The following is a 24,874-nucleotide window of genomic DNA, read 5'->3' as shown; positions in this document are numbered from 1 at the left end:
CTCGGACACAACGGACCGCACCCCCTGCGTGTTCCCCGGATCACACCGGTCCGGGTCCCGATATTGCCGGGCCGCCTCCCGGGCGGTGCTGCCAGGATGGCGGTATGAGTTCCAGGATCTCGGCGCGGATCGGCGCCATCAGCGAATCGGCAACCCTGGCGGTCGACAGCAAGGCCAAGGCGCTCAAGGCCGCCGGCCGGCCCGTCATCGGCTTCGGCGCGGGCGAGCCGGACTTCCCGACGCCGGACTACATCGTCGAGGCGGCTGTCGAGGCGGCCCGGGATCCGAAGAACCACCGCTACAGCCCGGCCGGCGGTCTGCCGGAGCTGAAGCAGGCGATCGTCGAGAAGACCAAGCGCGACTCCGGGTACGAGATCGAGGCTGCCCAGGTCCTGGTCACGAACGGCGGCAAGCACGCGGTCTACAACACTTTCGCGACCCTGCTCGACCCAGGTGACGAGGTGCTGCTGCCGGCGCCGTACTGGACGACCTACCCGGAGGCGATCCTGCTGGCCGGTGGCGTGCCGGTGGAGGTGCTCGCGGACGAGTCACAGGGCTACCTGGTCACCGTCGAGCAGCTGGAGGCCGCTCGGACCGGCAAGACCAAGGCCCTGCTGTTCTGCTCACCGTCCAACCCGACCGGTGCGGTCGCCAGCCGGGAGTCGATCGAGGCGATCGGCCGCTGGGCGCTCGAGCACGACATCTGGGTGATCACCGACGAGATCTACGAGCACCTGACGTACGACGGCGTCCGGTCGACGTCGATCCCGGTGGTCGTGCCGGAGCTGGCGGACCGGACCGTCGTACTGAACGGGGTCGCCAAGACGTACGCGATGACCGGCTGGCGGGTCGGCTGGATGATCGGCCCGAAGGATGTCATCAAGGCGGCCACCAACCTCCAGTCGCACCAGACGTCGAACGTCGGCAACATCGCCCAGCGGGCCGCGATCGCCGCCCTCACCAACGACCTGAGCGCGGTCGAGGAGATGAAGGTCGCCTTCGACCGCCGGCGCCGGACCATGGTGCGGCTGCTGAACGAGATCCCCGGTGTGGAGTGCCCGACGCCGACCGGCGCCTTCTACGCGTACCCGTCGGTGAAGGGCCTGCTCGGCAAGGAGATCAACGGCCGGGCGCCGGCCACGTCCGCCGAGCTGGCCGAGATCATCCTGGACGAGGCCGAGGTGGCCGTCGTACCGGGTGAGGCGTTCGGTGCGCCCGGGTACCTGCGGATGTCGTACGCGCTCGGCGACGAGGACCTGGCCGAGGGCATCGGCCGGATGGCGAAGTTGCTGAGCTGAATCACCTCGGGGTCCTGCCCGCCCGGATTTCACCGGGCGGGTAGGGACTCTGTAACCTTCGGTAATGACGCAGCGTGACCTGCGGGTGCTGCCGAAGGCACATCTGCATCTCCACTTCTCCGGCTCGATGCGGCATCTGACGCTGGTCGAGCTCGCGGACAAACACGGGGTCCGGCTGCCCGACGCACTACGAACCGAATGGCCTCCGGAGCTGTCCGCGGCCGACGAGCGGGGCTGGTTCCGCTTCCAGCGGCTCTACGACATCGCGCGCTCGGTGCTGCGCACGGAGGACGACGTACGGCGTCTGGTCCGGGAGGCGGCCGAGGACGACCGTGCCGACGGTTCCCGGTGGCTGGAGATCCAGGTCGACCCGTCGGGGTATGCGAACCGCTTCCACGGCATCACCGAGTTCACCGACCTGGTGCTGGACGCGGCCCGGGACGCTGCGGCCTCGACCGGCATCGCCGTCCAGGTGATCATCGCTGCGAACCGCACCCGCCATCCCCTCGACGCCCGCATCCTGGCCCGCCTCGCCGCCCAGTACGCCGGCCGTGGCGTGGTCGGCTTCGGCCTGTCGAACGACGAACGCCGCGGTACGACGTCGGAGTTCGCCCCGGCCTTCCGGATCGCCCGCAACGCCGGCCTGCTCGCAGCACCGCACGGTGGTGAGCTCTGCGGCCCCGCTACCGTCCGCACCTGCCTGGACGAGCTCGGCGCCGGCCGCATCGGCCACGGCGTCCGCTCTGTCGAGGACCCAGAGCTGCTCAAGCGCGTTGTGGACGCCCAGGTAGCCCTAGAGGTCTGCCCAGCCTCCAACGTCTCTCTCGGCGTCTACCGGCACCCGGAGGACGTCCCCCTCCGTCACCTGTACGAAGCGGGCGCCCGGATCGCCTTGGGCGCCGACGACCCCCTCCTGTTCGGCTCGCGCCTGGCGGAGCAGTACGAGACCGCCCGTAGCGTGCACGCCTTCACCGACGAAGAGCTGGCCGACCTGGCCCGCTCCTCCATCCTCGCCGCCACCGCTCCCCCTGACGTCCAGAAGTCGCTCCTCACCGACATCGACGACTGGCTCAACACCCCCGCCACACTCGCGTCGTACTAGTGCCGACCTACCTGGCCCGCCACGGCCAGACCGAGTGGAACCTCACCGGCCGCCGCCAAGGCCGCCTGGACTCACCACTGACCCCACTCGGCGTGCAACAGGCCCAGTGCAACGCCGAGTTGTTGCGTGCCGAGCACATCGACGCCATCTACAGCAGCCCACTCGGCCGCGCCCAGCGAACCGCTCACGTCATCGGCGACGCCCTCGGCCTCGGCGTACATGTGCTGCCGGACCTAGCCGAGCTCGACCACGGTGAGTGGTCCGGCCTCACCTCGGCCGAGATCGACGCCGGCTGGCCGGGTGAACGTGCGGCGCGGGCACTGTCGAAGTACACCTATCGGTTTCCCGGCGGTGAGAGCTACGCGGATGCCGACGTACGGATCGTGCAGGTGCTGGCGAGCATTGAGGTACGGCGTGCCCTGATCGTTTCGCACGAGATGGTGGGGCGACTGCTGGTACGGCGGCTGGCCGGGCTCGATGTGGATGCGGCGATGGGCCGGGATCATCCGTCGGACGTGGTTTTCCGGGTGACCGCGGACGGCCGGATCGACCGCTTGCAGAGTGCCGGACAAATGCCTCGTGGGTTCGGGTTCAGGGCATTGTGAGGGGTGTCGGGGGCGGCCAAGATTGCCGCATGACGGCTACCAAGATCTTGTTACCCGAGGACGAGCTGCCGACCCGGTGGTACAACGTGCTGCACGACCTGCCGACACCGCCGCCCGCGGTGCTGCATCCGGGGACAGGGCAGCCGGTGGGGCCAGAGGATCTGGCGCCGTTGTTCCCGATGGACCTGATCATGCAAGAGGTCTCCCAGGAGCAGTACGTCGACATCCCCGGTGAGGTGCTCGATGTGTACCGGTTGTGGCGGCCGAGTCCGCTGTACCGGGCACATCGGCTGGAGAAGGCGCTCGATACGCCGGCGCGGATCTACTACAAGTACGAGGGGGTCTCGCCGGCCGGGTCGCACAAGCCGAACACGGCAGTCCCGCAGGCGTACTACAACGCCAAGTCCGGCGTCCGGAAGCTCACCACCGAGACCGGTGCCGGGCAGTGGGGGACGGCGTTGGCCTTTGCCTGTGCGCAGTTCGGGCTCGAGTGCGAGGTCTGGCAGGTGCGTGCGTCGTACGACCAGAAGCCGTACCGGCGGACCATGATGGAGGTCTTCGGTGCGACCGTGCACCCGAGCCCCTCCGACCTGACCGAGGCCGGGCGGAAGATCCTGGCCGCGGATCCGTCCTCCACCGGCTCACTCGGGATCGCGATCAGCGAGGCGGTCGAGGCCGCGGTCCGGTCGCCGGAGATCCACTACGCGCTCGGCTCGGTGCTCAACCATGTGCTGCTGCACCAGACGATCATCGGCGAGGAAGCGCTGATCCAGCTCGCGATGGTCGGCGAGACACCGGATCTGCTGGTCGGCTGCACCGGCGGCGGGTCGAACTTCGGCGGTCTCGCCTTCCCGTTCCTGAGGGAGAAGTGGGCCGGCCGGATGTCCCCGGTGGTCCGCGCGGTCGAGCCGGCCGCCTGCCCGTCGCTCACGCAGGGCACCTACGCCTACGATTTCGGCGACACGATCGGCCTGACCCCGCTGATGAAGATGCACACCCTCGGCCACGACTTCGTCCCGGACCCGATCCACGCCGGCGGCCTGCGGTACCACGGGATGAGTCCGATCATCAGTCATCTCTACGAGACCGGCGAGATCGAAGCGGTGGCCAAACCGCAGTCGGAGTGCTTCGCGGCCGGTCTCCAGTTCGCCCGCACCGAGGGAATCGTGCCGGCGCCCGAGCCCACCCACGCGCTCGCAGCCGCCATCGAGGAAGCCCTGCTCTGCAAGGAGTCCGGCGAGGAGAAGGTCATCCTCACCGCCCTCTGCGGCCACGGCCACCTCGACCTCGCGGCGTACGACGCCTACCTCAGCGGCAGCATGACAGACCGCAACTGGGACGACGCCGACCTCCAGGCCGCCGTCGCCCAAGCACTCACCCGTCTCCCGGCAGTCAACTAGCTGCCGCGCTTCCACCAGGGCTTGGGCTGCTTGCCGACCGCCGCCAACCAATCGGCCGGTACCGCCCAGCCCTTGGCCTGGATCGCCTCGAAGAACGCCAGCTTCAGGCTCTCCGGCAACCAATAGGTCGCGGTGACGCCGTCCGCCGCCTCGAAGTACGTCGTACGGCGCCCTTCGCCCCACACCGTCGCCAGCTTGGAGCAGTGCGCCAGCCGCACGTAGTCCCACCGCGCCTGCGGATCCGTCATGTCGTACTCACGCTCCGCCGACCGGAAGATCCCGGACACCGGCGGCTCCGCCTCGATCGCCTCGATCAGCCCCTGCACCAGCACCCGGTCATCCGTCATCTCGTCGGGCAACCGCAACCCCACCGGATCAAGCACCACCGGCCCCAACCAAGGCTCCGCCACCTCCAAGAACACCTCCAGCAAGGCGAACCCTTCCTCACCTCGCCCGAACCGCCCCAACCCGGCACGCAACGTCGTCACAGCTTCCTCAGCCACGCCACGACCCTAATTCACGAAGGGAAGCCCTCATCTGCCCCGGGATGCCCCGGGTGTTCACGCTCAGCGACCGATACAGCTGCCCCGAACTGCCCCGCCGGCCCGTCGGAACGTCGCGTTTTTCGGCCGCGACCGTATTTCCATCGATGAAAATTGGGGCATCCTGGGGCATTCCGGGGCATCCAGGGGCAGATCGTCCGCAGCCGCACTTTCCGTCGTTGCGGAGGGTGTTCGCACACCTACAGTTACCGCCATGCCAGCCGCCAATGACCTGTTGCGCAGCGCACGAGAGCGCACCCCCTCTCGGCGCGCACCCGGCGAACGTATGTCCCGCGTCGAGCTCGCGGACGCCGTCTGCGCGTGGCTCTGGGAGACGACCGAGGTCCGCTACGAACTCGACGGCCACTACATCGCGAAGCTCGAGCGGGGCGCGGTCCGCTGGCCCGGCGCCGCCTACCGCTCCGGCCTGCGCTACATCCTGAACGTTGCCTCCGACAACGAACTGGGTTTCGTGCCGCCGCCCGGCACACCGACGACCGAGCCGGAGCTGGAGCCACCGTCGACCCTCGGGATCGACGAGGAGGTCGGGCGCGCCGGCGACGAGTCGATCGCGCTCCTGACCTTCGCCGAGGAGTCGAACGTCGGTGAGCTCACGGTCGAGCAACTGCACGCGGACATCGAGCGAATCGCCCAGCTCTACCTGCACACCCCCACGAAGCCCTTGTTCGAACGCAGCCGGGCCGTCCGGGACCGCGCCTTCGTCCTGCTCGAGGGCCGCCAGTCGCCGAAGCAGTCCCGGGACCTGTACGCCGCCGCGGGCTGGGCGATCACCCTGCTGGCCTGGATGTCGGTCGACCTCGGCCGCCCCGAAGTGGCCGAGAGCCACGCCAGGACGGCCTGGGCCTGTGCCGAAGCGGCCGACCACAACGAGCTCCGCGGCTGGATCCGCGCGACCCAGCACACGGCCGCGTTCTGGCAGGACGAGTTCGTCCGGGCCGCCGACCATGCCCAGGACGGCCTGCGGTACGCCGCGGGGACGTCCCGCCTGTTCTTGTCCAGTGCCCTGGCGGTCGACCTCGCGCGATCCGGACAGATCAGCGAGGCCCGTACGGCGCTGGCCGCTGCCCAGGAGGTTCCGGGCATGCCGTCGGTTCCCGAGCTCGGCGGACCGTTGCTGTGTACCCCGGAACGCGCCGAGGGCTTGTGGGCGCATGCCCAACTGGCGCTGGGTGATGCTCACGAAACGCTCGTCCACGCCGACCGTTCGGTGGCGTGTTTCGAGTCCAGACCGCACGTCCTGCGCAATCCAGGTTCCGAGCGGATGGTCAGGCTCCAGCAGGCGATCGCGCATCTGACGCTCGGGGAGCTCGACGGTGCCATCGCCGCTGTCGAGCCCGTCCTCGACACGGCCCTGGAGTATCGGGTCCGGCCATTGATCCACCGGATGGGTGAGGTCGCCGCCCTGACCGCGCCGTTCACCCGGGTCGCAAGAGCGCGGCAGCTCCGCGAACGCATCCGGGACTTCATCTATCGCCCCGACCTGCCCGGCCGGCGAACCGCCTACCGACCGCCCTCTCTCACCGCAAAGGAGTCCTAGCCACATGATCGACGACGTCCGCGATCACTGGTACTGGCGTCCGGGCTGGCGACAGGGACGATCCTTCTACACCTGGCACATCACCTTCCGCTACGCGTCAGCACTCGCGGCCCTACGCAGCAGCTACGACCCCCTCCTGTCCTCGCTCCCCGAGCTCACGCCCGTCCCCCGCCAATGGCTGCACCTGACAGTGCAGGGCGTCGGTTTCGCCGACAAGCTCACCCCTGAGGACCTGACGCCGATCGTCGACGCCACTCGCCGCCGGCTCGGGTCAATGGATCCGTTCAGCGTGACCGTCGGCCCAGCAGTCGTCGAACTCGAGAGCCTTCAGCTACCGGTCCGCCCCGCGAACGAACTCCGCAAGCTCCGGATCCTGCTCCGCGACGCGATCAAGGAGATCTGGGGCGAAGACTCGCTCCCCGCGTTCCCCGACCTCGATCCGCACATCTCCTTGGGCTACTGGAACCAGTCCGCACCGGCAGAACCGCTCCGGAAGCGCGTCGCCGAGTTCGGCGACAAGTCCACCCAGCTCTACCTCAACGAGGTCACCTTGATCGACCTGAACCGAGACCACCTCTGCTACCAATGGACGCCGTACGTCACCGTCACCCTCGGCCGCCCACATGACTGACGCGCCGATGTCAGCCGAGGAAAGCGCAGCCCGCATCATCCGCGCGCTCCTGGACTACCGCTCCATCTGGACCACCCACGACCTCGTCGAACTCAGCCAGGCCCCTGCCCTCGAGGTACGCCGCGTCGTCGACGACCTGCAGTCGCAGTCCCTGGTCGACCGTCGCCGCGGCGGCATCATCGGCGTACCGGACTGGTCCCTCCTGCTCAGCCGCTGGGCCACCAACTACCCCATACCGACAACCAGCCAGCTCTCCCGCTGGAAGGCCCCCGGCAACTTTCCCGACCGCCTAGCCACCAGCCCCCTCAGATACGCCCTCACCGGCGCACACGCAGCCGCCTTCTGGACCAGAACACCAGCCGACGACGACACCCTCATCTACACCCCAGAAGCCCAAACCGCCGCCACCGCCTGGGGCCTCACCCCAACCCCCACCGGCAACGTCGTCCTCGCCGAACCCCCGATCGACGTCGTCTACCTCCGCCGCCGCAGCACCCCCACCGGCCTCCGCCTAGCCGCCCCAGCCCAAGTCCTCGCCGACCTCCTCAGCAAGGCAAACGGCAACCCCACACCCCCATCCACCCACCTCTACAACTGGATGCACAACCACCTCTACGAATGGCGCTACTGACCCCGACGACGCCTGGCCCAGTCCGATGACGCCGCCGGCCGGGCCGGGACAACGCGGCGTCCTGAAGGCACACTACGAGCAGATCGGCGCCGGTCCGGTCGCATACCTCGATGAGACCTACCACGTCGAGAAGGACGGCCGGTCTCGCTTCTACGTCATGGCAGCCGTCGTCGTGCTCGAGCCCGATCGCGATGCCCTACGCAACGAACTCGACGACCTCGTCCCCACTGGCTGGTGGCACACCACCAACGAGCTGCGCTCCACAAGCGGCCGGGCACACGTCCGAACCCTGCTGGAGACCCTTCGGTTTCCGGAGGAGACGTGCTTGATCGTCGACAAAGCTTCAGTCGCCGACGATGACGACAAGGACGGGACGCGTGCTCGCGGGAGCGTCCTGGGACGGCTCCTGACTGCGCTGCACACCGCCGAGAGCGGAAGTCACCCGCCGGTGGAGCTCGCGGTCATCGAGGAGCATCGGGTGGCGCGCATCAACAACTACGACCGCGCTGTCCGAGCGGACCTGATCGGTTCTGGGGCGATCGCTCAGTCGATGGCGCTGGTGTCGATCTCCCCTGGTTCGGAGCACCTGCTGTGGTTGCCCGACCTGGCCTGCAGCGCCTACCGCCAGAAGACGGTGGGCGGACGCGGCGACCTGTTCGCGGTGATCGAGGACCTCGCACACGTCGTACAGCTCCCCTAGAAACAGCAAACCCCCGGCTGCCGTAGCTACACCGAGGGCCAACCTGGCTCACTCACCGAGGGTGAGAAGCCGAAGCCTTTGCTGTCACCAGCTTACTAAGGCACCTGAACGCTGTCCAACTGCCGCTCAGAGGGTGCAGTTCACCAGGACTGGTTCGTTGATGAGGGTGATGGCGAAGGCTTGGTGGACCTGGGAGCGGACGTGGGTGGCCAGGGAGAGGAGGTCCTTGGCGGTGGCGGTGCCTCGGTTGGTGAGGGCGAGGGTGTGTTTGGTGGAGACGGCGGCGGCGCCGAGGGTGAAGCCTTTGGGGATGCCGGCGTGTTCGATCAGCCAGGCGGCGCTGGTTTTGGTGCGGCCGTCGGGCTGGGGCCATTGGGGGGCGCCGGCGGGGACCTCGGCGGGGGTGGCGAGGAGGGGATTGGTGAAGAAGGAGCCGGCGCTCCAGGTGTCGTGGTCGGCTGCGTCGAGGACCATGCCTTTGCTGCGGCGCAGGGCCAGGACGGCTTCGCGGACCTCGGTCATGGGGGCGCGGGTGCCGGGGTCGACGTCGAGGACGCGGGCGAGTTCGGCGTACCCGATGGGGGCGGAGAGGTTGCCGAGCTTCAGCTGGAAGGCGACCTCGAGGACGACGAAGCGTTCGGGCGCGGACTTGAACATCGAGGACCGGTAGGCGAAACCGCAGTCGGCGGCGAAGATGGTGCGGATCCGGGACTCGGCCCGGTCCCAGACGCGGACCGAGGCGATCGTTTCGGCGACCTCGTGGCCGTAGGCGCCGACGTTCTGGACGGGGGTCGAGCCGGTCAGGCCGGGGATGCCGGACATCGACTCGAGGCCGCTCCACTCCTCGGCGATCGCGCGCTGGACGACGGCGTCCCAGTCCTCGCCGGCCTGGATGTGGACCATCGCGCCTGAGCAGGCGTCGGCGTCGGCCTTGATGCCCTTGGTGGCGATCTTGATCACGGTGCCGCGGAAGCCGTCGTCGCCGATCACGACGTTGCTGCCGCCGGAGAGCAGCAGGACGGGTTCACCCGCCGCGTCGGCGTCGCGGACGGCGGTGATCAGCTCGTCCTCGGTGGTCACCTCGACGAGTTTGTCGGCCGGCCCGCCGATCCGCAGGGTGGTGAAGCCGGCCAGTGGTACCTGGGTTCTCACGAGACGCGCACGACCGCCCGGGACCGGCCGAGGACCTTCTCGCCACCGAAGATCGCGGTGATGTCGAACTCGGCGAGCCCGTCGGCGACCTTGTCCGCCTTGGCGGAGAACGTCACCTCGGCGCCGTCGGCGTCATCCGGTACGACGACCGGCTTGGTGAACCGTACGCCGTACTCGACCAGGTCGGCCGGGTCGTCGAGCCAGTCGGTGACGACGCGGACCGCGGAGGCCATCGTCAGCATGCCGTGCGCGATCACGCCGGGCAGACCGAGGGCGGCCGCCATCCGGTCGCTCCAGTGGATCGGGTTGAAGTCGCCACTGGCACCGGCGTACCGGACCAGGTCCTCGCGGCGGAACGTCACGGTCAGCGCGGGCAGCTCGGTGCCCACCTCAACAGACTTCATGAATCCGCCCGGTTGTGCGAGATCGTGGAGGTCGAGGTGGCGATCGGCTCGCCGTCGACCGTGGTGAGGGCGGTTTCGTACATGATCACCTCGACGTCACCGGCCTTGCGGACGGTGGTGATGGTCGCGGTCGCGGCGATGTCGTCCCCGGCCTTGATCGGGCGGGTGTAGCTGAACTTCTGCGCGCCGTGCACGATCCGGTCGAGCCGCAGCCCGAGCTCCTCGTCGTTCAGCAGCTGCTCCAGCGCCCGGCTGCCGAGCATGAACGCGAACGTCGGCGGTGCCACCGCGTCGTCGCCGGTGTACGCCGGGTTGTCGTCGCCGATCGCGGCGGCGAACTCCCGGATCTTCTCCCGGCCGACCTGGTAGCTCTCGGCGGCCGCGTAGCTCCGGCCGACCATCGTGGCGTCGATCGTCATATCGTCAGAGCCTACTGGCAGACTGATCTCCGGGAAGCCGCCACCCAGCAAACCCTGAGACCCGACTGGGGAAGGTCGAACGTGACGGCAGTAACGGCGCTGGCCAGGTACGCGCCCCGCTACAAGCTGGAGATCGGTACGCCGAGCGGCCCGGAATGGCTGCGGGTTGACCACCTCCTGGAGCCGGACGGTCCGGAGCTGACCGAGCTGCTCAAGCGGGACAACGACGCGAGCGGGCATGTCTCGGCGCATGCGAACGCGCTGAGCCTGATGTCCTTCTACGCAGGCCGCGCACCAGCGGCCGCGCTGCTCCTGTGGGCCCTCGAAGGCCACGTCCTGGACATCCGGCCGCAGAACCTGTGGGTAAGGCCACACGACGGCCACGGGCTGGCCGCAGTCGCCATCGGGTCCGCCGACTACCTCCCCGGCGGTCTGGAGACCCTGTACGACGTAGTCCTGCGTCAGCACCTGCTCCCGCTCTCGGAGGAGCTGCACCGCCGGACCAGAGCCGGTCTGCGCCAGGTGCACGGTGGAGTGGCGGCGGGCTGCGCCATGGCATTCTGCGCCGCGACGCGGGAGGAGGAGTCGATTGACCCGGGTTTCCTGCTGGAGCGCTGGCAGACGTTCGTCGCGAAGGCTCCGGCCGGGCTCGCCAAGCTGGGGGACGTGGAGCTGGCCGGCGGGAAGCTGGTCTACCTACGGAAGACCTGCTGTCTCTACTACACGAGCGAGTCCGGCGACGGGGCGCTCTGCGGCTCCTGCTGTCTGACGCCGCGCGACGAGCGACTGGCGGCGTACGAAGCCGGCCGGCCGATCGTCTCGGTCTGAAACAGCGAAAGGGCCGCCCCGGTCACCCGGAGCGGCCCTCGCGAAAGACTGGCTGAGGTCAGCGGGTCTCGCGGTGGTCCGTGTGGTCGTTGCAACGTGCGCAGTACTTCTTCATCTCCAGACGGTCCGGGTCGTTACGCCGGTTCTTCTTGGTGATGTAGTTGCGCTCCTTGCACACCGTGCACGCCAGCGTGATCTTCGGGCGGATGTCGGTCGACTTGGCCACTGCTGCCTCTTTACCTCATGAGTGCGCAACTTGGGTGATCGCACTCTCGAATACTGCGTCGCGTGGTAGCGGGGGCGGGAGTCGAACCCGCGACACCACGATTATGAGCCGTGTGCTCTAACCACCTGAGCTACCCCGCCAGGAGAGTTCGTCAACTCATCCGGCGAACCGGATGAGTTGTCGATCTCAGAGCCCCTTTACGGAATCGAACCGTAGACCTTCTCCTTACCATGGAGACGCTCTGCCGACTGAGCTAAAGGGGCGGGCCGAGGAGAGAGATTACACGGTCTGCCGCCTCGATGTGAAATCGAGCCGGGCGCACTGTGTGCCCCCCTCTGTCCGACCCGGAAATCATACCGGGTCCTGGGTAGTGGTTTTGACCAGGTCCCCGATGTCGAGAACAGCGACCCGGCTCCGTCGTACAGGTAGACACCGGCACGATGAGAGGACGACGAGATGACCGCACTACCGACAGTGGTTTCGGCCGAGGAGTGGGAGAAGGCGCGAGCTGAGCTACTCACGGCCGAGAAGGCGGCGACCCGGGCCCAGGACAAGCTGGCGGCCCAACGCCGCCGGCTCCCGATGGTCCGGTTCGACGACTACACGTTCGAGTCGCCCACTGGCCCGGTGACGCTGCTGGAGCTGTTCGGCGACAAGCAGCAGCTCGCGCTCTACCAGTTCATGAACAACGGCCCGGATCACTTCTGCCCCGGCTGCACGGGCTTCACCAAGAACGTGGCCAACCTGGCCGGGTTGGCCAAGCGCGGAGTGGCCTGGGCGACCGTCTCGGACATGCCACTGGCCCAGATGACGGGCTACTGGGAGCAGATGGGCTGGAGCGTCCCGTACGCCTCATCGGCCGGTACGACGTTCTCCGCCGACTCTGGCGCCGGGGGCGGCTTCCTGCTCAGCGTCTTCCTCCGAGACGGCGACACCGTCTACCGCACGTACTCCACCTACTCGCGTGGCGTCGACCGCCTGCTGTTCGAGAACAACATCCTCGACCTGGCGCCGTACGGCCGGCAGGAGGAGTGGGAGGACTCCCCCGCCGGCTGGCCACAGCACCCGACCTACGGCTAGTCCCAGACCCGGGACGGGTACGACGAACGCAGTACCGGCATCACGTCTGTGACGAAGGTCTCCACCGAGGCGCGGTTCTCGGCCTCGGGGAGACCCGGCACCTCCAGCGAGACGCCGGACAACTCATGCCCGAACGCCTCCTGGTAGCGGCCGAACTTGTCGATCACCTGTTCCGGCGACCCCACCAGCACCGACCCCTGCTCAAGGAACTCCTCCAGTGTCTTGAACGGGAGCTGGTTGTGGCGCGCGCCAGGTGAGTCCATGAAGGCGTCGAAGATCGGCCGGTAGCCGTCCAGCGCATCCTGGGAGCTCTTGCGGACGTAGAGCCCGTTGAACCCTGCCCCAACCACAGCATCGGCCGGATCGTGGCCGTACGCCTCCCAGCGCTCCCGGTAGTGCCGGATCAGACCGGCGTACTTCGCCAGCGGGTGGAACCCGTTGGCCGAGAACAGCGGGTCGCCAAAGCGCGCGGCAAGTTCGGTGGACTCCTCAGACGACGCAGACCCGTGCCACAACGGAATGCCGTCCGTGCGAAACGGCCGTGGCTGCGTGGTCGCCTCCACCAGCTCCGGCCGATACGTCCCGGACCAGCTCACCCCGGTCTCCCGCAGCAGTCGCCGGAGCAGCTCGTACTTCTCCCGGTTCCGGTCCCACTGCCCATCCAGGTCGTACCCGAACAGTGCGTTCTGGTCCGGGTCGTTCCCCTTGCCGATGATGATGTCCAGACGCCCGCCGGACAGCTGGTCCAGCGTCGAGTAGTCCTCAGCGACCCGCACCGGGTCCAGCAACGACAGCACGGTCACTGTCGTCAACAGCCGAATCCGCGACGTCACTGCGGCGAGGTACGACAGCACCACCGGCGGGGACGACGAGATGAACCGCTGTGCATGCCGCTCCCCCACGCCGTACCCGTCGAACCCGAGCTCCTCGGCCCACTGCGCCTGCCGAACCACGTGCTGAAAACGCTCGTACGTCGTCAGTTGCACGCCGCTGATCGGGTCTGGGGAGTTGTCGATCAGCGTGTAGGTACAGAACTTCACCGGACCTTCTTCTCGCCGGCGGCGACTGGCACTCCGAGGCGGTTGCCTGTCACCGGTGCCGGGCAGGTGCCGAAGGCGGTGAAGGCGAATGGCAGGTTGATTGCGCGGTTGAAGTCGATCAGGACCGACCCGTCGCGTTCCACCACCCCAGTGGTCACAGTGCGCCAGGGTGCAGTCTCGGAGCCGTTCGTGGCGTCGTGGAACGACAGCGAGAGCCGTCCGTCCGAGGCAGCCGTCGCCACGAGCTCGTACGCCGAGTCGCCCAGCGCCAGGTGGACCGTACCGACCGCAGTGACGTGCTGACGCAGGTCATCGCGCGCAGTGGACACCTCGACCCGCTCCGGAGCGCCGTACGGCGTGTACCAGCCGCGCACCGCCCACTCCGGGTCCAGCGGGTACGTCGGTACTCCGGTGAACCCCTGTCGTGTCGCAGCGCCCGGGTCGCGCTGGCGGACGGCGTACCGGCCGCCCCGCAGCACCAGCTCAACCAGGCGGTTGCCGAACAGCAGCCAGCTGAGCGACCCAGCCTCAGCGACCGTCGCCGAGGTCTCGTGCACCGGCTCACCGTTCAGCGTCAACGAGCCGTCAGCCACCACGTGCGCACGGCCATCGGCCGCCCACCACTTCCCTGGTAGTCCGGACAGCTCCCCCGGCTCAGCAGGAAGCCAGTCGAACCCGACGATCGTCAGCCAGCCGTAGTCCGTGTTCAGGTCCTGCTCACGCGCCGCATGCCACGTGTGCCAGTCCTGCTCCAAGTCAGAGACGACAGTCATGAGGCCAGGTCCTTCCGGGATTCACGGTGGGCGATTTCGGAGCGGACCAGCGGGATGACGTAGCGGCCGAAGTCGACCGCGTCGTCGTAGATGTCGTAGCCACGCGCGGAGAAGATCCGGATGCCCAGGTCGTAGTAGTCCAGGAGCGCAGCGGCGATCGTGTCCGGCGTGCCGACCAGTGCGGTCGAGTTACCGCCGGCGCCGGTCAAACCGGTCGGCCCGGTCCACAGGGCACGGTCGTGCCGCTCCCCCTCAGCCACGGCTTTGAGCAGCCGCTGCGAACCGGCGTTCTCCGGGCTGGTCCGCGAGCGCAGTCGGGCCTTGGGCGACGGCGTACCAGCCTGGACCTGTTTGATCCGGCCCAGGATGCGCTCGGCCTTCTCCCACGCGAGCTCGTCGGTCGCGCCGATGATCGGCCGGAAGGCGATCTGGATGGTCGGCCGATCAACCCGTCCAGAACGCAAAGCCTCGGCGTCGATCGTGGCCAGTTGCTCGCGCGTCCCGGCCAGTGGCTCACCCCAGAGCGCGAAGATATCCGCCTCGGCCGCACCGACGGCGTACGCGGCGGCCGACGAGCCACCGAAGGAGATCCGCGGCCGGGGCTGCTGCAGCGGCTTGATATCCGCGACGAACTGCTCGAACTGGTAGTGCTTGCCCGCATAGTCGAACCGCTCGTCGGAGGTCCAAGCCTGCTTGAGGATCTGGATGAACTCCTGCGTCCGCCCGTACCGGTCGTCCTTGCTCAGGAAGTCACCCTCGGCAGCCTGATCCGCGGTCGACCCGCCAGTGATGACGTGCACCTCGAAACGCCCACCACTGATGTGGTCCAGCGTCGCGAAGGTCTTGGCGGTCAGCGTCGGGTAGGCGACGTTCGGCCGATGCGCGACGACCAGGTTGATCCGCTCGGTCCGGCCGGCGACGTACGCCGCGACCTGCGCCGGATCGGGTGACCCCGAGTGGTACGCGAACAGGATCCGGTCCCAGCCGTTGTCCTCGTGAGCGCGGGCCAGTTTCGCGGTGTACTCCAGATCGAGCGCACCACCTGTGCGCGGCTCGACCTCACTGGCCGGGTTGGTCCCGGCGATGCCCAGGAACTCAACTGGCATGACGTTCTTCCTTCCGTACGGCGGGTGCGAGCAGGGCGAGCAGATTCCGGGCGACGGCGTCGTTCTGCCGGAAGCCGGGACCGTTGAAGTGCGGGCGGGAGAAGCCGGACGAGCCGGCTGAACCGGAGACCGACGGCCCGAGCAGGAACAGCCGCGGATGGACCGAACCGTCAGCGCGGATCGCACGACTCTGCGCATCCGCCTTCAGCTGACCGCCGCCGAGACTCGTCCCGTCCGCGGCGAACAACTCGTCGGCCGCCAGCGTTCCGTCCGCGAGTAGCCCACGCAGTAAGGGATCCGTCGCAGCCAGTACGTCGGGCCGCGGCAACCGTGCCTCGACAAAGGCGCGGGCCTGAATCTTGCCGGCCACTGCCGGGGACTGCGCCACGAAGTGATCGTTGTCGATGGCAACTTCCAGATCGGGCCCGGCGAATCGGACGATTCCGGCGCGATGCAAGGCGAGCAGCTCCTCGAGCCGGCGCGGCGGCGGACCGCTGGCGACGAACGAGAAGAACCCGTGCCACTCGGTCTCGACCCGGCGAACCCGGTCCTCGTCCGACAACCTGCCCTCGGTGATCGCGACCGACAGCACGCTGTAGATGCTCAGCAACGCGTTGAAGACGGCGAGATCGGCCGAGTACTCCGGGCTGGCGCGGCGCAGCAGGTCGTTCTCGATCAGCTCGGTCAGGAACTGCTCGAACGTGTACCAGTCGTCGAAGAACCGCCCGTGCAGCGGCCGATCCACGGCCGACCGGACGAACCGATCCAACGGATCCGGTACGGCGGTCTCCACCGCAGCCACGAAATCCGGTGCGTCGGGCAACGATCGGTCGAGGACGTCCCGGAAGAGCGTCCACTCCCAGCGGGTCCGTTCGGGGTGCGCGGTGAACAGCTGCTGGTAATGCGCGAAGGCCAGTTCCTTGTCGATCAACGGCTGCAGCTGACTGTCGAAGTCGAGCACACCGTCACCGAGGGCGTCGAGCGCAGCCTTGGTCAGGTAGCGGGTCGGCACCGGCTTGGTTCCGGCCACGGTGTAGCCGAGTTTCGCGTGGTACGGCACGCCGCGCCGGGAGCCGACGTACAGGATCGGTTCGGCGCCGGACGGGTGATACGTGAGCAGGCCGTCGTGTTCGTCGTACCAGCCACCGCGGGCCTCGGTGAGCAGGACCATCAGGTCGATGAAGGCCTGCCCGAAGCCGCGGACGATGACGCGTTCACCGGGTTGCAGGCCGCCCAGGTCGACGTCGGCCGTGTAGCCGGGTGGGATGTAGGTGAGACCAGCTTGCGCAGCTCGCGCGGCCCAGGCGGCCTCCGATGCCGTGGGCAACCGATCGAGATACCCGAGAGCCAGTACGACGAGGTCCGCCTGGATCTCCCGGCCCGACGCCAGGATCACTCGCTGGTCGGGTGTGAGCTCGACCGCTCGTTCGAGATGCGTGGTCACCGTGGCCGGTAGGTCACGGACGACTCGTTCCCACACCCAGGACAGGTACTCCGCCTGGACCAGTCGCGGCGGGAAGTCCATCGGGCCGGGCTGCTCGATCCCGGCTCGCTCCAGGATGGTCGCGCCCGCACCGGCGGCCCAGGTCGCGAGGTCGGGGCCTGGCCGGATCGGGCCTTCGCACTCGACCGACTCGTCGGTGAAGATCGTCACGTCCGAGGTCATCGAGTTCATCCAGAGCAGGCGGGACTGCTCCCGCCGCCAGATCCGGCCGCCACCAGCGGGGAACGGATCCACGACATGGATCTCGACCGGCCCGTCGGCGAGCAGCTCATCCGCGTTGGCTGCGAACCGCTCGAGCAGGCCGACCGTCCGCGGTCCCCCGCCAACGAAAACCACGGTCGGTCTGCGGTGGATCGTGCTGACGCTCATTGGGCTAGCCCGAGGTGCGAGCGGAGCGTCGTACCGGCGTACTCGGAGCGGAAGACGCCGCGTTCGCGGAGCAGCGGGACGACGCGGTCGACGAAGTCGTCGAGGCCGCCTGGGGTCAGGTGCGGGACCAGGACGAAGCCGTCGGCCGCGTTCTCCTGGACGTGGCGGTTCATCTCGGTGGCGACGGTCTCCGGGGAGCCGATGAAGGTCTGGCGGTTCTGCTGGTTGATCACCGTCTGGCGCAGGGACCAGCCGTTCGCGTCGGCGGCCTCGCGCCATTCCTTGATGATCGCCGCCGGATCGTTGAAGCCGGTCCGGCCTTGGGTCACGTTCGAACCGATGACCGGATCCTCCGTGGGGAGCGGGCCGTCCGGGTCGTAGGACGAGAGGTCGCGTCCCCAGATGAGCTCGGCCAGCACGATCGCGGTCGGACCGGAGACCTGCTGCTCGCGGATGTACCTCGCCTTGTCAACCGCCTCAGCGTCCGTGTCGGCGACGACGACCGTGACCGCGGGCATGATCTTCAGCGACTCCTCGGTGCGGCCGTGCTTGGCCAGGCGGTCCTTCACGTCCTTGTAGAAGGTCTGCCCAGCCGCGAACGAACCGTGCCGGCTGAAGATCACATCCGCGCCGGCCGCCGCGAAGTCCCGGCCTTGATCGCTGTCACCGGCCTGGATCACCACCGGCCGCCCTTGGGGCGACGGCGGCAATCCGAACCGGCCGTGGATCCCGAAGTGCGCACCCTCGTCCGCAAAGGCCCCAGTGCCTTCACGGGCGAACACGCCCGCCTCTTGATCCAGTACGAGGTCGTCGTCGGCCCAGGAGTCCCACAGCTTCCGGACGATCCGGAGCGACTCCTGCGCCCGGACGTAACGGTCGGCCTTCGCCAGGTAGCCGCCACGCCGGAAGTTCTCGCCGGTGAACGCGTCCCAGGAGGTCACGACGTTCCAGGCGGCGCGACCGCCGGACAGGTGGTCGAGGGTGGCGATCCGCTTGGCGAGTTCGTACGGTTCGTTGAACGTCGAGTTCACGGTCGCCGCGAGGCCGAGATGAGTGGTGACCGCGGCCAGCGCACTGAGCACCGTCAGCGACTCCGGCCGCCCGACCACGTCGAGGTCGTGGATCCGCCCCTTGACTTCTCTTAGCCGCAATCCCTCGGCCAGGAAGAAGAAGTCGAACGTCCCACGCTCCGCCGTCGTCGCCAGATGCCTGAACGACGCAAAGTCGATCTGCGAACCGGACTCCGGGTCAGCCCACACCGTCGTGTTGTTCACCCCCGGAAAGTGCGCCGCCAGATGAATCTCCTTCGTCATCGAGCCCCCTCCGCATACCTGTTCGCCGGCCGCCCCAATCCCAACCGGCCCCGCAAAGTCGTCACCCACTCCGACGTACTTGCCCGCAGCAACGGCATCAGCTTCTCCGCAATCACCGGTACGTCGACCTCCAACGAGGCCGGCCGGAAATGCACCCCATCCACCCCAGCCGCCTGCCACTCCCGAACCAGCTCCGCCAGGCCGTCAACCCCACCCACGTAATCGAAAGACCCCCCTTCCGCCCGCCGCTCAGCCGCAGCCAGATCCTCATCAAGCAGTACGCCGACCGACACCAGCACCGCAGCCCCCGCTCGGTTGGAGCTTGCCGCGCCTCGTCGCCCAACAGCTTCGCCACGGGCCGCCGCTCGGATCGTCTCCACTCGTTCCGCCAGGTTCTCGGGTCCTGGCAGGAGGACGAGTTCGGCGCCAGCAGCTGCTTCGAGTGCCTCCGGGGTGTTCACCCGCACTGCTGTGACCGGGTGGCCTTGTGGGGGTCTGGGGACGATGGAGGGGCCTTTGATGGTGAAGGTGGGGGATTGGTAGTTGACGTAGTGGAGGCGGTCTCGGTCGATGAAGCGGCCGGTGGGGGCGTCTCGGATGATGGCGTCGTCGTCCCAGGAGTCCCAGAGGTGGCGGCTGACGTCGACGACGTAGCGGGCTTCGCGCCAGAGGTCGGTGGCGGGGGCTGGTTCGCGGCGGCCGATGACGGCGGCGGCTTCGGCGGAGGTGGAGACGTCGGCGATCCAGCCGCCTCGGCCGGAGGAGACGTGGTCGAGGGTGGCGACCGAGGCCTGGACGTGGAAGGGCTCGGTGTGGGTGACCGTGATGGTCGGCAGCAGGCCGATGCGTGAGGTGGCGGGCGCGATGCGGGCCGCCAGGCCGAGGGCGTCCAGCCGCACGCTCACCGCGCCGGCGTGGTCGGCGGGCGCCTCCAACGTGTCCGCGAAGGTGGCGATGTCGATGCCCGCGGCTTCGGCACGCTGGACGGCGCGCAGAGCCAACGAGCCCGTGAGGATCGCTCCCGGATCAACGTCCGCTCCTCGCCAGGCACCAGGGTGTCCACCGGCGCCGTCGATCTCGACAGCGGTGATCAGTCGACTCATGAGGCCACCTTGAGAGCGAGAGTTAGGTCTTTCGTGAAGGGCAGTGGGCCGATCGACTCTGGGTCGGCGTCGACGTCGAACTGCGGTTCGAAGCCGACGGCTTGGTAGAGGGCGGCGGCTTCCGGCTGGCGTGGGCCGGTGGTGAGGTAGAGCTTGCGGTAGCCGAGATCGACCGCCGCCTGCTCCAACTCGGCGAGCACCCGGCGACCGAGGCCCTGGCGGCGATGCAGGTGCGACGTCCACATCCGCTTCACCTCGGCGGTCTGGTCGTCGTACCGGCGAATGGCACCGCCGGCCACGGTCTGACCGCCGTACCGGAGCAGGACGAAGGCGCCGCCGCTGTCGGCGTGGAAGTCGGTCGGTGGAACCTCGGTGAGCTGGGTGTTCTCGTTCGTGCGTCCGTAGCGGGTGCTGTACTCAACCACCAGATCCGCAAGCAGCGGCGCAGCCTCGGGGTCCTCGGGTCGGGCCCGGAGCACCTCGATCGCCGCGGCCTGCACCGGCGGACTGTCGACCGGCTCACCGCCTTCGACAGTCGTCAGAAACGCCTCGGTGACTTGATACAGCGGCACCGACGCGACCTGATCCAGCAGTACGCCGCCGCCGTCGTACAGGTTGATATGCGACGACAGCACGAACCACCCCTGCGTGATCGCACTCGGACCGAGACTCGACAGCACCGGTCGCAACGCGTAGTCGATCACCAGCACGTGCGCCGGCGTCCCACCCGTTGCCAACGGCAACACAGTCTTGCCCTTCAACGCGTACTGCGGCAGCAGATCCAGGAACACCTTCAGCAGACCGGCGTACGCCGCCTTGTACACCGGAGTCGTGACGACGACCGCGTCGGCCGACTCCAGGGTCTTGACCGCGGCCGCGATACCGGGGTCGTCGGCATCGCCGTGCAGCAACGGCTCGGCCGGGAGGTCGCGGAGCACGATGGGGGTGACCTCGTGCCCGTGACTGATCAGACGCTTGGTGACGTAGTCGAGGACGGCGTCGGTCCGGGACGGTACCGACGGGCTGCTGGAGATCGTTGCGATGGTCGCCATGTTTCTCCTACTCGTGCACTACTTGGCTGGAGGCTTGGGAAGGCCGGGAGGGTTGATCAACGACTTCGGAACGGCCTCGTCGCTGAGGCCCCACTTGGCCAGCACCTTCGCGTAGCTGCCGTCGGCGATCGCCGCGTTCAGGGCGTCGGCCAGCGGCTTGACCAGGCCGTTGTCCTTCTTGGTGGTGATCCCGACCAGCCCCTGGATCGGGTAGCCGGACGACACCGTGCCGACGATCTCGGTCTTGCGCTGAGTGGCCACGTGGTACGTCGCGTTCGGGTTCGGCCCGAGGTACAGGTCGATCCGGCCGGACTGCAGCGCGAGGAAGGTGTCGGCGGACTGCTGGTAGTACTTGAGATCGGCCGCCGAACGACCGGCGGCCGCGTTCTGCTTGTTCCACTCCAGCAAGATCGCCTCCTGGAGCGTGCCCGAGCTGACCGCGACCTTCTTCCCGGAGATGTCGGCCGGGCCGGTGATCTTCAGCCCGGACCCCGTCTTCGCCTCGAACGCATGCAGACCGAGCCGGTACGTCGCGAAGTCGTACTTCTCCTTGCGCAGCTCGGAAACGCCGATGTTGGAGATGCCGACCTGGTACTTGCCGGAGTCCAGCCCGAGGAACAGGTTCTCCCAGCTGGTCGTCTGCACCTCGGCCTGCAGCCCGAGCACACTCGCGACCAGGTACGCGATGTCGATCTCGACACCGATCGGTGTCTTGTTGTCGTCCGCCGTGAACCCGAGCGGCGGCTGCCCACCACCCGCAGACCCGTTGCCCACCACCAGCTTCCCGCTGGCCTTCACATCCGCCGGCAGCTCACCCGCGATCGCGTCCACCTTCGTCGACGTGATGTGCGCCTGCTTGCCCGACGTATCGAACGACACCACCGAGGCGTCGTTCTTCGGCGCCTCGGCAACCGGATCGGCACACGCAGCCAGCGAGAGGAACGCAATGCCCACCAGAATCTTCTTCACCATGGACTGCTCTCAATCGGTAATCGGTAGGCCGGGCGGGTTGATCTCGGATTTCTCGACCGATTCCGTGGAGACGTTCCAGCGCTCCAGGACCTTGGCGTAGCTGCCGTCGGCGATCGCCGCGTTCAACGCCGCCTGGTAGGCCTCGACGAGTCCGTTGTCCTTCTTGGTCGTCGCCGCGATCAGCCCCTGCAGCGTCGGCCCGGCACCGGAGAACTTGCCGATCGACTCGGTCTCCCCGGACGTCTTGATGTGGTACGCGATCGACGGGTTCGGCCCGAAGTAGCCGTCGATCCGGCCCGAGCTCAGCGCCAGGTAGGTGTCGGTGTTCTTCTGGAAGTACTTGATGGTTGCCGCCGGCAACCCGGCCTTGACGTTCTCCTCGTTCCAGTCGACCAGGATCTTCTCCTGGTTCGTCCCGGACCCGACCGCGATCGTCTTCCCGGCGATGTCCTTACCGGACGTGACCTTCCAGGTCCCACCCTTCTTCGCCTCGAACGCGATGTCGTCCTTGCGGTACGTCGCGAAGTCGTACTTCTGCTTGCGCTTCTCGGTGACCGTGATGTTGCTGAACCCGACGTCGTACTTGCCCGAGTCGATCCCGACGAACAGGTTCTCCCAGCTCGTCACCTCGATCTCCGGCTTCAGCCCGAGCTCGCCGGCGACCAGGTAGGCGATGTCGACCTCGAGCCCGATCGGCGTCTTGTTGTCGTCGGCGTAGAAGCCGAGCGGCACACTCCCGCTGCCGTAGCCACCACCGACGATCAGGGTGCCGCGCTCACGGACCTTCGCCGGCAGCAGCGCGGCCGCGGCCTCGTTCTTCTTCACCTCGACCCGCTTCTGATCGGCCGAGGTGTTCACCCCACCGGTCTCGGCCGCGACCTTGGCCGTCGGGTCGGCAGTGCAGGAGGTTGCCGCTAGCAACAAGACGGCAACGGCATAGAAACGATGTTTCATGGCAACTTCCTCAGAGGACTTTGGAGATGAAGGCGCGCGTGCGCTCGTGGACGGGGTTGTCGAGCACCTGGTGCGGTGGGCCCGACTCGACGATCACGCCGCCGTCGATGAAGACCACCGTGTCGGCGATCTCCCGGGCGAAGCCGATCTCGTGGGTGACGACGACCATCGTGGAACCGTCGCGGGCGAGCTCCTTGATCACATCAAGCACCTCGCCGACCAGCTCGGGATCCAGCGCCGACGTCGGCTCGTCGAACAGCAGCACCTTCGGCCGCAGCGCGAGCGCCCGGGCGATCGCGACCCGCTGCTGCTGACCACCGGACAGCTGCCGTGGATACACGTCGGCCTTGTCGCCGACGCCGACCCGCTCCAGCAGTTCGCGCGCGAACGGCTCGACCTCACTGCGCTTGCGACGCTGCGCCGACACCGGCGCCTCGACGACGTTCTGCAAAGCGGTCAGATGACCGAACAGGTTGAAGTTCTGGAACACGAACCCGACCTGCGAACGCTGATGCAGGATCTCCCGCTCACGCAGCTCGTACAGCTTGTCGCCACGCCGCTTGTAACCCATCAGCTGGCCGTCGATCCGGATCAGCCCACGATCGACCTTCTCCAGATGGTTGATCGACCGCAACAAAGTGGATTTGCCCGAACCGGAGGGGCCCAGTATCACCGTGACAGTGCCGGCCCGGACCTCGAGATCCACTCCCTTGAGAACCTCGAGTTCCCCGAAGCTCTTGTGCACACCCTTGATATCGACCATCGCGCTCATCGCGTCACCCCCGCCAGCAGCCGTCGTACCCGCTGGATAGGTGTCGGCGGCAACGATCTCGCCGTACCGCGGGCGAAGTGCCGCTCGACGTAGAACTGGGCGATCGACAGCAGCGTGGTCAGGACGATGTACCAGACGGTCGCCACCATCAGCAGCGGGACGACGCGGCTGTTCCGGCCGTAGATCACCTGGACCTGGTAGAAGAGTTCGGGGATCGCCATCACCGAGACGATCGACGTTCCTTTGAACAGGCTGATCACCTCGTTGGCGCCGTTCGGCAGGATCGACCGCATCGCCTGCGGGAGCACGATCCGGAAGAACTGCCGCAGCTTCGGGATCCCCAGCGCTGCGGCGGCCTCCACCTGACCGGCATCGACCGAGATGATCCCGCCCCGAATGATCTCCGCCGCGTAGGCCGCCTGGTGCAACGCCAGCCCCAGTACGGCGGCGCCCAGCGGACCGAACAGGTTGTTCGTACTGAAGTGGACGAACTCCGGCCCGAACGGGATGCCCAGGCTCAGTTCCTGATACAGGTAAGCGATGTTGAACCAGAACAGCAGCTGCACGATCAGTGGGATCGACCGGAAGGCCCAGATGTAGCCCCAGGCAACGACCTGCAGAAACGGACTGCTGGACAGGCGCATCGTGGCCACCACGGCACCGAGCGCGAAGCCGAGCACGGTCCCGTACACGGTCAGCTGGATGGTCACCCAGAGCGCGGAGAAGATCGTCCGGGTGGTGAAGAACTGGAAGAACGTCGGCCAATCCCAGCCAGGGTTGGTGACCAGGCCATGCACGAACATCGCGAGCAGGGTCAGGACGACCACCACACCGACCCAGCGCCACGGGTGGCGCCGGGCGATGACGGGTAGATCGGCATCGGCCGGCGCGCCGGATGCCGGTGGATCGGCGGTGTCCTGTGCGGACGTGAGTGAGGTGGTCGACACGTGTTCTCCCTGGCGGTGGGCAGGCTGACGCGGACGTCCGGAACCGGACGCCGAACGGCGGTACTAGAGAGCGGTCAGCGCCGACAGAGTGCGCTGGAGACCCGCAGCAGGTCGATGTGGAGGCGGTAGTACGGCAGTGCGCGCGTCATCTCCGTCGCCTCCTTTTGCCACTGGATCTGCGGTCTCACCCAGTATGGGACGAACTTGAAAGATCAGTAAGTTGGTCGACAAACCTCTCATTATGTGGACGCCTTATAGCGGCTCCGGAGGGTCCCTCCGCGCCATTTCACGGGTGATCCCGGTCACGCGATGATCGCCCTTTCAAGCACCTGCGGCCACGCCTGAGCGCGTACAAGGCGGAGGACGGCAGTCGCTCAGTGTCACCGAATTCCG

At 67.7% G+C, this 24,874-nt stretch carries 27 protein-coding genes and 2 tRNA genes; 10 read left to right on the top strand and 19 right to left on the bottom strand.

Annotation, left to right across the window (positions count from 1 at the left end; all coding sequences use genetic code 11):
- Window positions 1-104: 104 nt before the first annotated feature.
- From ACFCV3_RS16600 to ACFCV3_RS16585, 4 genes are all read left to right on the top strand, one after another.
- Window positions 105-1,298, top strand: a complete 1,194-nt coding sequence (locus ACFCV3_RS16600) for a pyridoxal phosphate-dependent aminotransferase (RefSeq protein ID WP_376030872.1) — start codon at window positions 105-107, stop codon at window positions 1,296-1,298.
- 64 nt (window positions 1,299-1,362) lie between these two features.
- Window positions 1,363-2,400, top strand: a complete 1,038-nt coding sequence (locus ACFCV3_RS16595; RefSeq protein WP_376030871.1) for an adenosine deaminase — start codon at window positions 1,363-1,365, stop codon at window positions 2,398-2,400.
- The gene (locus ACFCV3_RS16590; RefSeq protein ID WP_376030870.1) at window positions 2,400-3,005 is read left to right on the top strand and encodes a histidine phosphatase family protein; all 606 of its coding nucleotides are present in this window, start codon (window positions 2,400-2,402) and stop codon (window positions 3,003-3,005) included. Before ACFCV3_RS16595 ends, ACFCV3_RS16590 begins: the two co-directional genes overlap by 1 nt.
- 29 nt (window positions 3,006-3,034) lie before the next feature.
- The gene (locus ACFCV3_RS16585) at window positions 3,035-4,405 is read left to right on the top strand and encodes a TrpB-like pyridoxal phosphate-dependent enzyme (protein ID WP_376030869.1); all 1,371 of its coding nucleotides are present in this window, start codon (window positions 3,035-3,037) and stop codon (window positions 4,403-4,405) included.
- Here the strand turns inward: ACFCV3_RS16585 and ACFCV3_RS16580 are convergent.
- The gene (locus ACFCV3_RS16580; protein WP_376030868.1) at window positions 4,402-4,908 is read right to left on the bottom strand and encodes a hypothetical protein; all 507 of its coding nucleotides are present in this window, start codon (window positions 4,906-4,908) and stop codon (window positions 4,402-4,404) included. The two genes, ACFCV3_RS16585 and ACFCV3_RS16580, sit on opposite strands and share 4 nt — an antisense overlap.
- A gap of 253 nt (window positions 4,909-5,161) precedes the next feature.
- Here ACFCV3_RS16580 and ACFCV3_RS16575 point away from each other — a divergent pair, with 253 nt between their 5' ends.
- The 4 genes from ACFCV3_RS16575 to ACFCV3_RS16560 are packed head-to-tail and all read left to right on the top strand — an operon-like array spanning window position 5,162 to window position 8,467.
- Window positions 5,162-6,505: a hypothetical protein gene (locus tag ACFCV3_RS16575; RefSeq protein WP_376030867.1), complete on the top strand. Its 1,344-nt coding sequence runs from the start codon at window positions 5,162-5,164 to the stop codon at window positions 6,503-6,505.
- A gap of 4 nt (window positions 6,506-6,509) precedes the next feature.
- On the top strand, window positions 6,510-7,136 hold the full coding sequence (locus ACFCV3_RS16570; protein ID WP_376030866.1) for a 2'-5' RNA ligase family protein: 627 nt from the start codon (window positions 6,510-6,512) through the stop codon (window positions 7,134-7,136).
- Window positions 7,129-7,767 (top strand): type IV toxin-antitoxin system AbiEi family antitoxin, encoded by a 639-nt coding sequence (locus tag ACFCV3_RS16565; RefSeq protein WP_376030865.1) that lies wholly within the window; start codon window positions 7,129-7,131, stop codon window positions 7,765-7,767. The genes ACFCV3_RS16570 and ACFCV3_RS16565 overlap by 8 nt, the downstream gene beginning before the upstream one ends.
- A gap of 25 nt (window positions 7,768-7,792) precedes the next feature.
- Window positions 7,793-8,467 (top strand): hypothetical protein, encoded by a 675-nt coding sequence (locus tag ACFCV3_RS16560; protein ID WP_376030864.1) that lies wholly within the window; start codon window positions 7,793-7,795, stop codon window positions 8,465-8,467.
- A 126-nt stretch (window positions 8,468-8,593) separates the two neighbouring features.
- Here the strand turns inward: ACFCV3_RS16560 and ACFCV3_RS16555 are convergent, their stop codons facing one another.
- The 3 genes from ACFCV3_RS16555 to ACFCV3_RS16545 are packed head-to-tail and all read right to left on the bottom strand — an operon-like array spanning window position 8,594 to window position 10,442.
- The gene (locus ACFCV3_RS16555) at window positions 8,594-9,619 is read right to left on the bottom strand and encodes a UDP-N-acetylmuramate dehydrogenase (protein ID WP_376030863.1); all 1,026 of its coding nucleotides are present in this window, start codon (window positions 9,617-9,619) and stop codon (window positions 8,594-8,596) included.
- On the bottom strand, window positions 9,616-10,023 hold the full coding sequence (locus ACFCV3_RS16550; RefSeq protein ID WP_376030862.1) for a MaoC/PaaZ C-terminal domain-containing protein: 408 nt from the start codon (window positions 10,021-10,023) through the stop codon (window positions 9,616-9,618). The genes ACFCV3_RS16555 and ACFCV3_RS16550 overlap by 4 nt, the downstream gene beginning before the upstream one ends.
- Entirely contained in the window at window positions 10,020-10,442 is a 423-nt protein-coding gene (locus ACFCV3_RS16545; protein ID WP_132172869.1) for a MaoC family dehydratase N-terminal domain-containing protein, read from the bottom strand. The genes ACFCV3_RS16550 and ACFCV3_RS16545 overlap by 4 nt, the downstream gene beginning before the upstream one ends.
- 81 nt (window positions 10,443-10,523) lie before the next feature.
- Here ACFCV3_RS16545 and ACFCV3_RS16540 point away from each other — a divergent pair, with 81 nt between their 5' ends.
- Entirely contained in the window at window positions 10,524-11,270 is a 747-nt protein-coding gene (locus ACFCV3_RS16540; RefSeq protein WP_376030861.1) for a hypothetical protein, read from the top strand.
- Window positions 11,271-11,328: 58 nt separating this feature from the next.
- Here ACFCV3_RS16540 and rpmG read toward each other — a convergent pair whose 3' ends face one another.
- The 3 genes from rpmG to ACFCV3_RS16525 form a co-directional block, all read right to left on the bottom strand.
- On the bottom strand, window positions 11,329-11,496 hold the full coding sequence (gene rpmG, locus ACFCV3_RS16535) for a 50S ribosomal protein L33 (RefSeq protein ID WP_012923742.1): 168 nt from the start codon (window positions 11,494-11,496) through the stop codon (window positions 11,329-11,331).
- A 63-nt stretch (window positions 11,497-11,559) separates the two neighbouring features.
- Window positions 11,560-11,636, bottom strand: a tRNA-Met gene (locus tag ACFCV3_RS16530).
- Between the two features lie 50 nt (window positions 11,637-11,686).
- A tRNA-Thr gene (locus tag ACFCV3_RS16525) sits at window positions 11,687-11,759 on the bottom strand.
- A 193-nt stretch (window positions 11,760-11,952) separates the two neighbouring features.
- Here ACFCV3_RS16525 and ACFCV3_RS16520 point away from each other — a divergent pair.
- Window positions 11,953-12,576: a DUF899 family protein gene (locus ACFCV3_RS16520; RefSeq protein WP_376030860.1), complete on the top strand. Its 624-nt coding sequence runs from the start codon at window positions 11,953-11,955 to the stop codon at window positions 12,574-12,576.
- Here ACFCV3_RS16520 and ACFCV3_RS16515 read toward each other — a convergent pair.
- From ACFCV3_RS16515 to ACFCV3_RS16460, 12 genes are all read right to left on the bottom strand, one after another.
- Window positions 12,573-13,616, bottom strand: a complete 1,044-nt coding sequence (locus ACFCV3_RS16515; RefSeq protein ID WP_376030859.1) for an LLM class flavin-dependent oxidoreductase — start codon at window positions 13,614-13,616, stop codon at window positions 12,573-12,575. The genes ACFCV3_RS16520 and ACFCV3_RS16515 overlap by 4 nt on opposite strands.
- Window positions 13,613-14,389, bottom strand: a complete 777-nt coding sequence (locus tag ACFCV3_RS16510; protein ID WP_376030858.1) for a DUF1684 domain-containing protein — start codon at window positions 14,387-14,389, stop codon at window positions 13,613-13,615. The genes ACFCV3_RS16515 and ACFCV3_RS16510 overlap by 4 nt, the downstream gene beginning before the upstream one ends.
- Window positions 14,386-15,495: an LLM class flavin-dependent oxidoreductase gene (locus tag ACFCV3_RS16505; protein ID WP_376030857.1), complete on the bottom strand. Its 1,110-nt coding sequence runs from the start codon at window positions 15,493-15,495 to the stop codon at window positions 14,386-14,388. The genes ACFCV3_RS16510 and ACFCV3_RS16505 overlap by 4 nt, the downstream gene beginning before the upstream one ends.
- Complete coding sequence (locus ACFCV3_RS16500) at window positions 15,485-17,368, bottom strand: FAD/NAD(P)-binding protein (RefSeq protein ID WP_376030856.1); 1,884 nt, start codon at window positions 17,366-17,368, stop codon at window positions 15,485-15,487. Before ACFCV3_RS16500 ends, ACFCV3_RS16505 begins: the two co-directional genes overlap by 11 nt.
- Window positions 17,365-18,681: an NtaA/DmoA family FMN-dependent monooxygenase gene (locus ACFCV3_RS16495; RefSeq protein ID WP_376030855.1), complete on the bottom strand. Its 1,317-nt coding sequence runs from the start codon at window positions 18,679-18,681 to the stop codon at window positions 17,365-17,367. The genes ACFCV3_RS16500 and ACFCV3_RS16495 overlap by 4 nt, the downstream gene beginning before the upstream one ends.
- Entirely contained in the window at window positions 18,678-19,784 is a 1,107-nt protein-coding gene (locus tag ACFCV3_RS16490) for an LLM class flavin-dependent oxidoreductase (protein ID WP_376030854.1), read from the bottom strand. Before ACFCV3_RS16490 ends, ACFCV3_RS16495 begins: the two co-directional genes overlap by 4 nt.
- Window positions 19,781-20,836 carry an NADPH-dependent FMN reductase gene (gene ssuE, locus ACFCV3_RS16485; RefSeq protein WP_376030853.1) on the bottom strand — a complete coding sequence of 352 codons (1,056 nt, stop codon included), beginning with the start codon at window positions 20,834-20,836 and terminating at the stop codon, window positions 19,781-19,783. Before ssuE ends, ACFCV3_RS16490 begins: the two co-directional genes overlap by 4 nt.
- Window positions 20,837-20,854: 18 nt before the next feature.
- Entirely contained in the window at window positions 20,855-21,808 is a 954-nt protein-coding gene (locus ACFCV3_RS16480) for an ABC transporter substrate-binding protein (protein ID WP_376030852.1), read from the bottom strand.
- Window positions 21,809-21,817: 9 nt separating this feature from the next.
- A complete protein-coding gene (locus tag ACFCV3_RS16475; protein WP_376030851.1) occupies window positions 21,818-22,762 on the bottom strand; it encodes an ABC transporter substrate-binding protein in 945 nt (314 codons plus the stop codon).
- A gap of 10 nt (window positions 22,763-22,772) precedes the next feature.
- The gene (locus tag ACFCV3_RS16470) at window positions 22,773-23,534 is read right to left on the bottom strand and encodes an amino acid ABC transporter ATP-binding protein (protein ID WP_376030850.1); all 762 of its coding nucleotides are present in this window, start codon (window positions 23,532-23,534) and stop codon (window positions 22,773-22,775) included.
- Complete coding sequence (locus tag ACFCV3_RS16465) at window positions 23,531-24,481, bottom strand: amino acid ABC transporter permease (RefSeq protein ID WP_376030849.1); 951 nt, start codon at window positions 24,479-24,481, stop codon at window positions 23,531-23,533. Before ACFCV3_RS16465 ends, ACFCV3_RS16470 begins: the two co-directional genes overlap by 4 nt.
- Before the next feature lie 74 nt (window positions 24,482-24,555).
- Window positions 24,556-24,630 (bottom strand): putative leader peptide, encoded by a 75-nt coding sequence (locus tag ACFCV3_RS16460; protein ID WP_355460830.1) that lies wholly within the window; start codon window positions 24,628-24,630, stop codon window positions 24,556-24,558.
- Between the last annotated feature and the right edge of the window lie 244 nt (window positions 24,631-24,874).

The organism is Kribbella sp. NPDC056345 (assembly GCF_042262745.1).
Lineage (GTDB): Bacteria > Actinomycetota > Actinomycetes > Propionibacteriales > Kribbellaceae > Kribbella.
This window is presented reverse-complemented; position numbering and strand designations above follow the sequence as displayed.

What these genes read in the sequence shown, in the direction of transcription:
- ACFCV3_RS16545 (WP_132172869.1), bottom strand. Translation starts at nt 10,442, where the DNA reads ATGACGATCGACGCCACGATGGTCGGCCGGAGCTACGCGGCCGCCGAG.
- ACFCV3_RS16505 (WP_376030857.1), bottom strand. Translation starts at nt 15,495, where the DNA reads ATGCCAGTTGAGTTCCTGGGCATCGCCGGGACCAACCCGGCCAGTGAG.
- ACFCV3_RS16510 (WP_376030858.1), bottom strand. Translation starts at nt 14,389, where the DNA reads ATGACTGTCGTCTCTGACTTGGAGCAGGACTGGCACACGTGGCATGCG.
- ACFCV3_RS16475 (WP_376030851.1), bottom strand. Translation starts at nt 22,762, where the DNA reads ATGAAACATCGTTTCTATGCCGTTGCCGTCTTGTTGCTAGCGGCAACC.
- ACFCV3_RS16520 (WP_376030860.1), top strand. Translation starts at nt 11,953, where the DNA reads ATGACCGCACTACCGACAGTGGTTTCGGCCGAGGAGTGGGAGAAGGCG.
- ACFCV3_RS16490 (WP_376030854.1), bottom strand. Translation starts at nt 19,784, where the DNA reads ATGAGTCGACTGATCACCGCTGTCGAGATCGACGGCGCCGGTGGACAC.
- ACFCV3_RS16500 (WP_376030856.1), bottom strand. Translation starts at nt 17,368, where the DNA reads ATGAGCGTCAGCACGATCCACCGCAGACCGACCGTGGTTTTCGTTGGC.
- ACFCV3_RS16565 (WP_376030865.1), top strand. Translation starts at nt 7,129, where the DNA reads ATGACTGACGCGCCGATGTCAGCCGAGGAAAGCGCAGCCCGCATCATC.
- ACFCV3_RS16585 (WP_376030869.1), top strand. Translation starts at nt 3,035, where the DNA reads ATGACGGCTACCAAGATCTTGTTACCCGAGGACGAGCTGCCGACCCGG.
- ACFCV3_RS16480 (WP_376030852.1), bottom strand. Translation starts at nt 21,808, where the DNA reads ATGGTGAAGAAGATTCTGGTGGGCATTGCGTTCCTCTCGCTGGCTGCG.
- ACFCV3_RS16570 (WP_376030866.1), top strand. Translation starts at nt 6,510, where the DNA reads ATGATCGACGACGTCCGCGATCACTGGTACTGGCGTCCGGGCTGGCGA.
- ACFCV3_RS16595 (WP_376030871.1), top strand. Translation starts at nt 1,363, where the DNA reads ATGACGCAGCGTGACCTGCGGGTGCTGCCGAAGGCACATCTGCATCTC.
- ACFCV3_RS16600 (WP_376030872.1), top strand. Translation starts at nt 105, where the DNA reads ATGAGTTCCAGGATCTCGGCGCGGATCGGCGCCATCAGCGAATCGGCA.
- ACFCV3_RS16575 (WP_376030867.1), top strand. Translation starts at nt 5,162, where the DNA reads ATGCCAGCCGCCAATGACCTGTTGCGCAGCGCACGAGAGCGCACCCCC.
- ACFCV3_RS16560 (WP_376030864.1), top strand. Translation starts at nt 7,793, where the DNA reads ATGACGCCGCCGGCCGGGCCGGGACAACGCGGCGTCCTGAAGGCACAC.
- ACFCV3_RS16550 (WP_376030862.1), bottom strand. Translation starts at nt 10,023, where the DNA reads ATGAAGTCTGTTGAGGTGGGCACCGAGCTGCCCGCGCTGACCGTGACG.
- ssuE (WP_376030853.1), bottom strand. Translation starts at nt 20,836, where the DNA reads ATGGCGACCATCGCAACGATCTCCAGCAGCCCGTCGGTACCGTCCCGG.
- ACFCV3_RS16495 (WP_376030855.1), bottom strand. Translation starts at nt 18,681, where the DNA reads ATGACGAAGGAGATTCATCTGGCGGCGCACTTTCCGGGGGTGAACAAC.
- ACFCV3_RS16470 (WP_376030850.1), bottom strand. Translation starts at nt 23,534, where the DNA reads ATGAGCGCGATGGTCGATATCAAGGGTGTGCACAAGAGCTTCGGGGAA.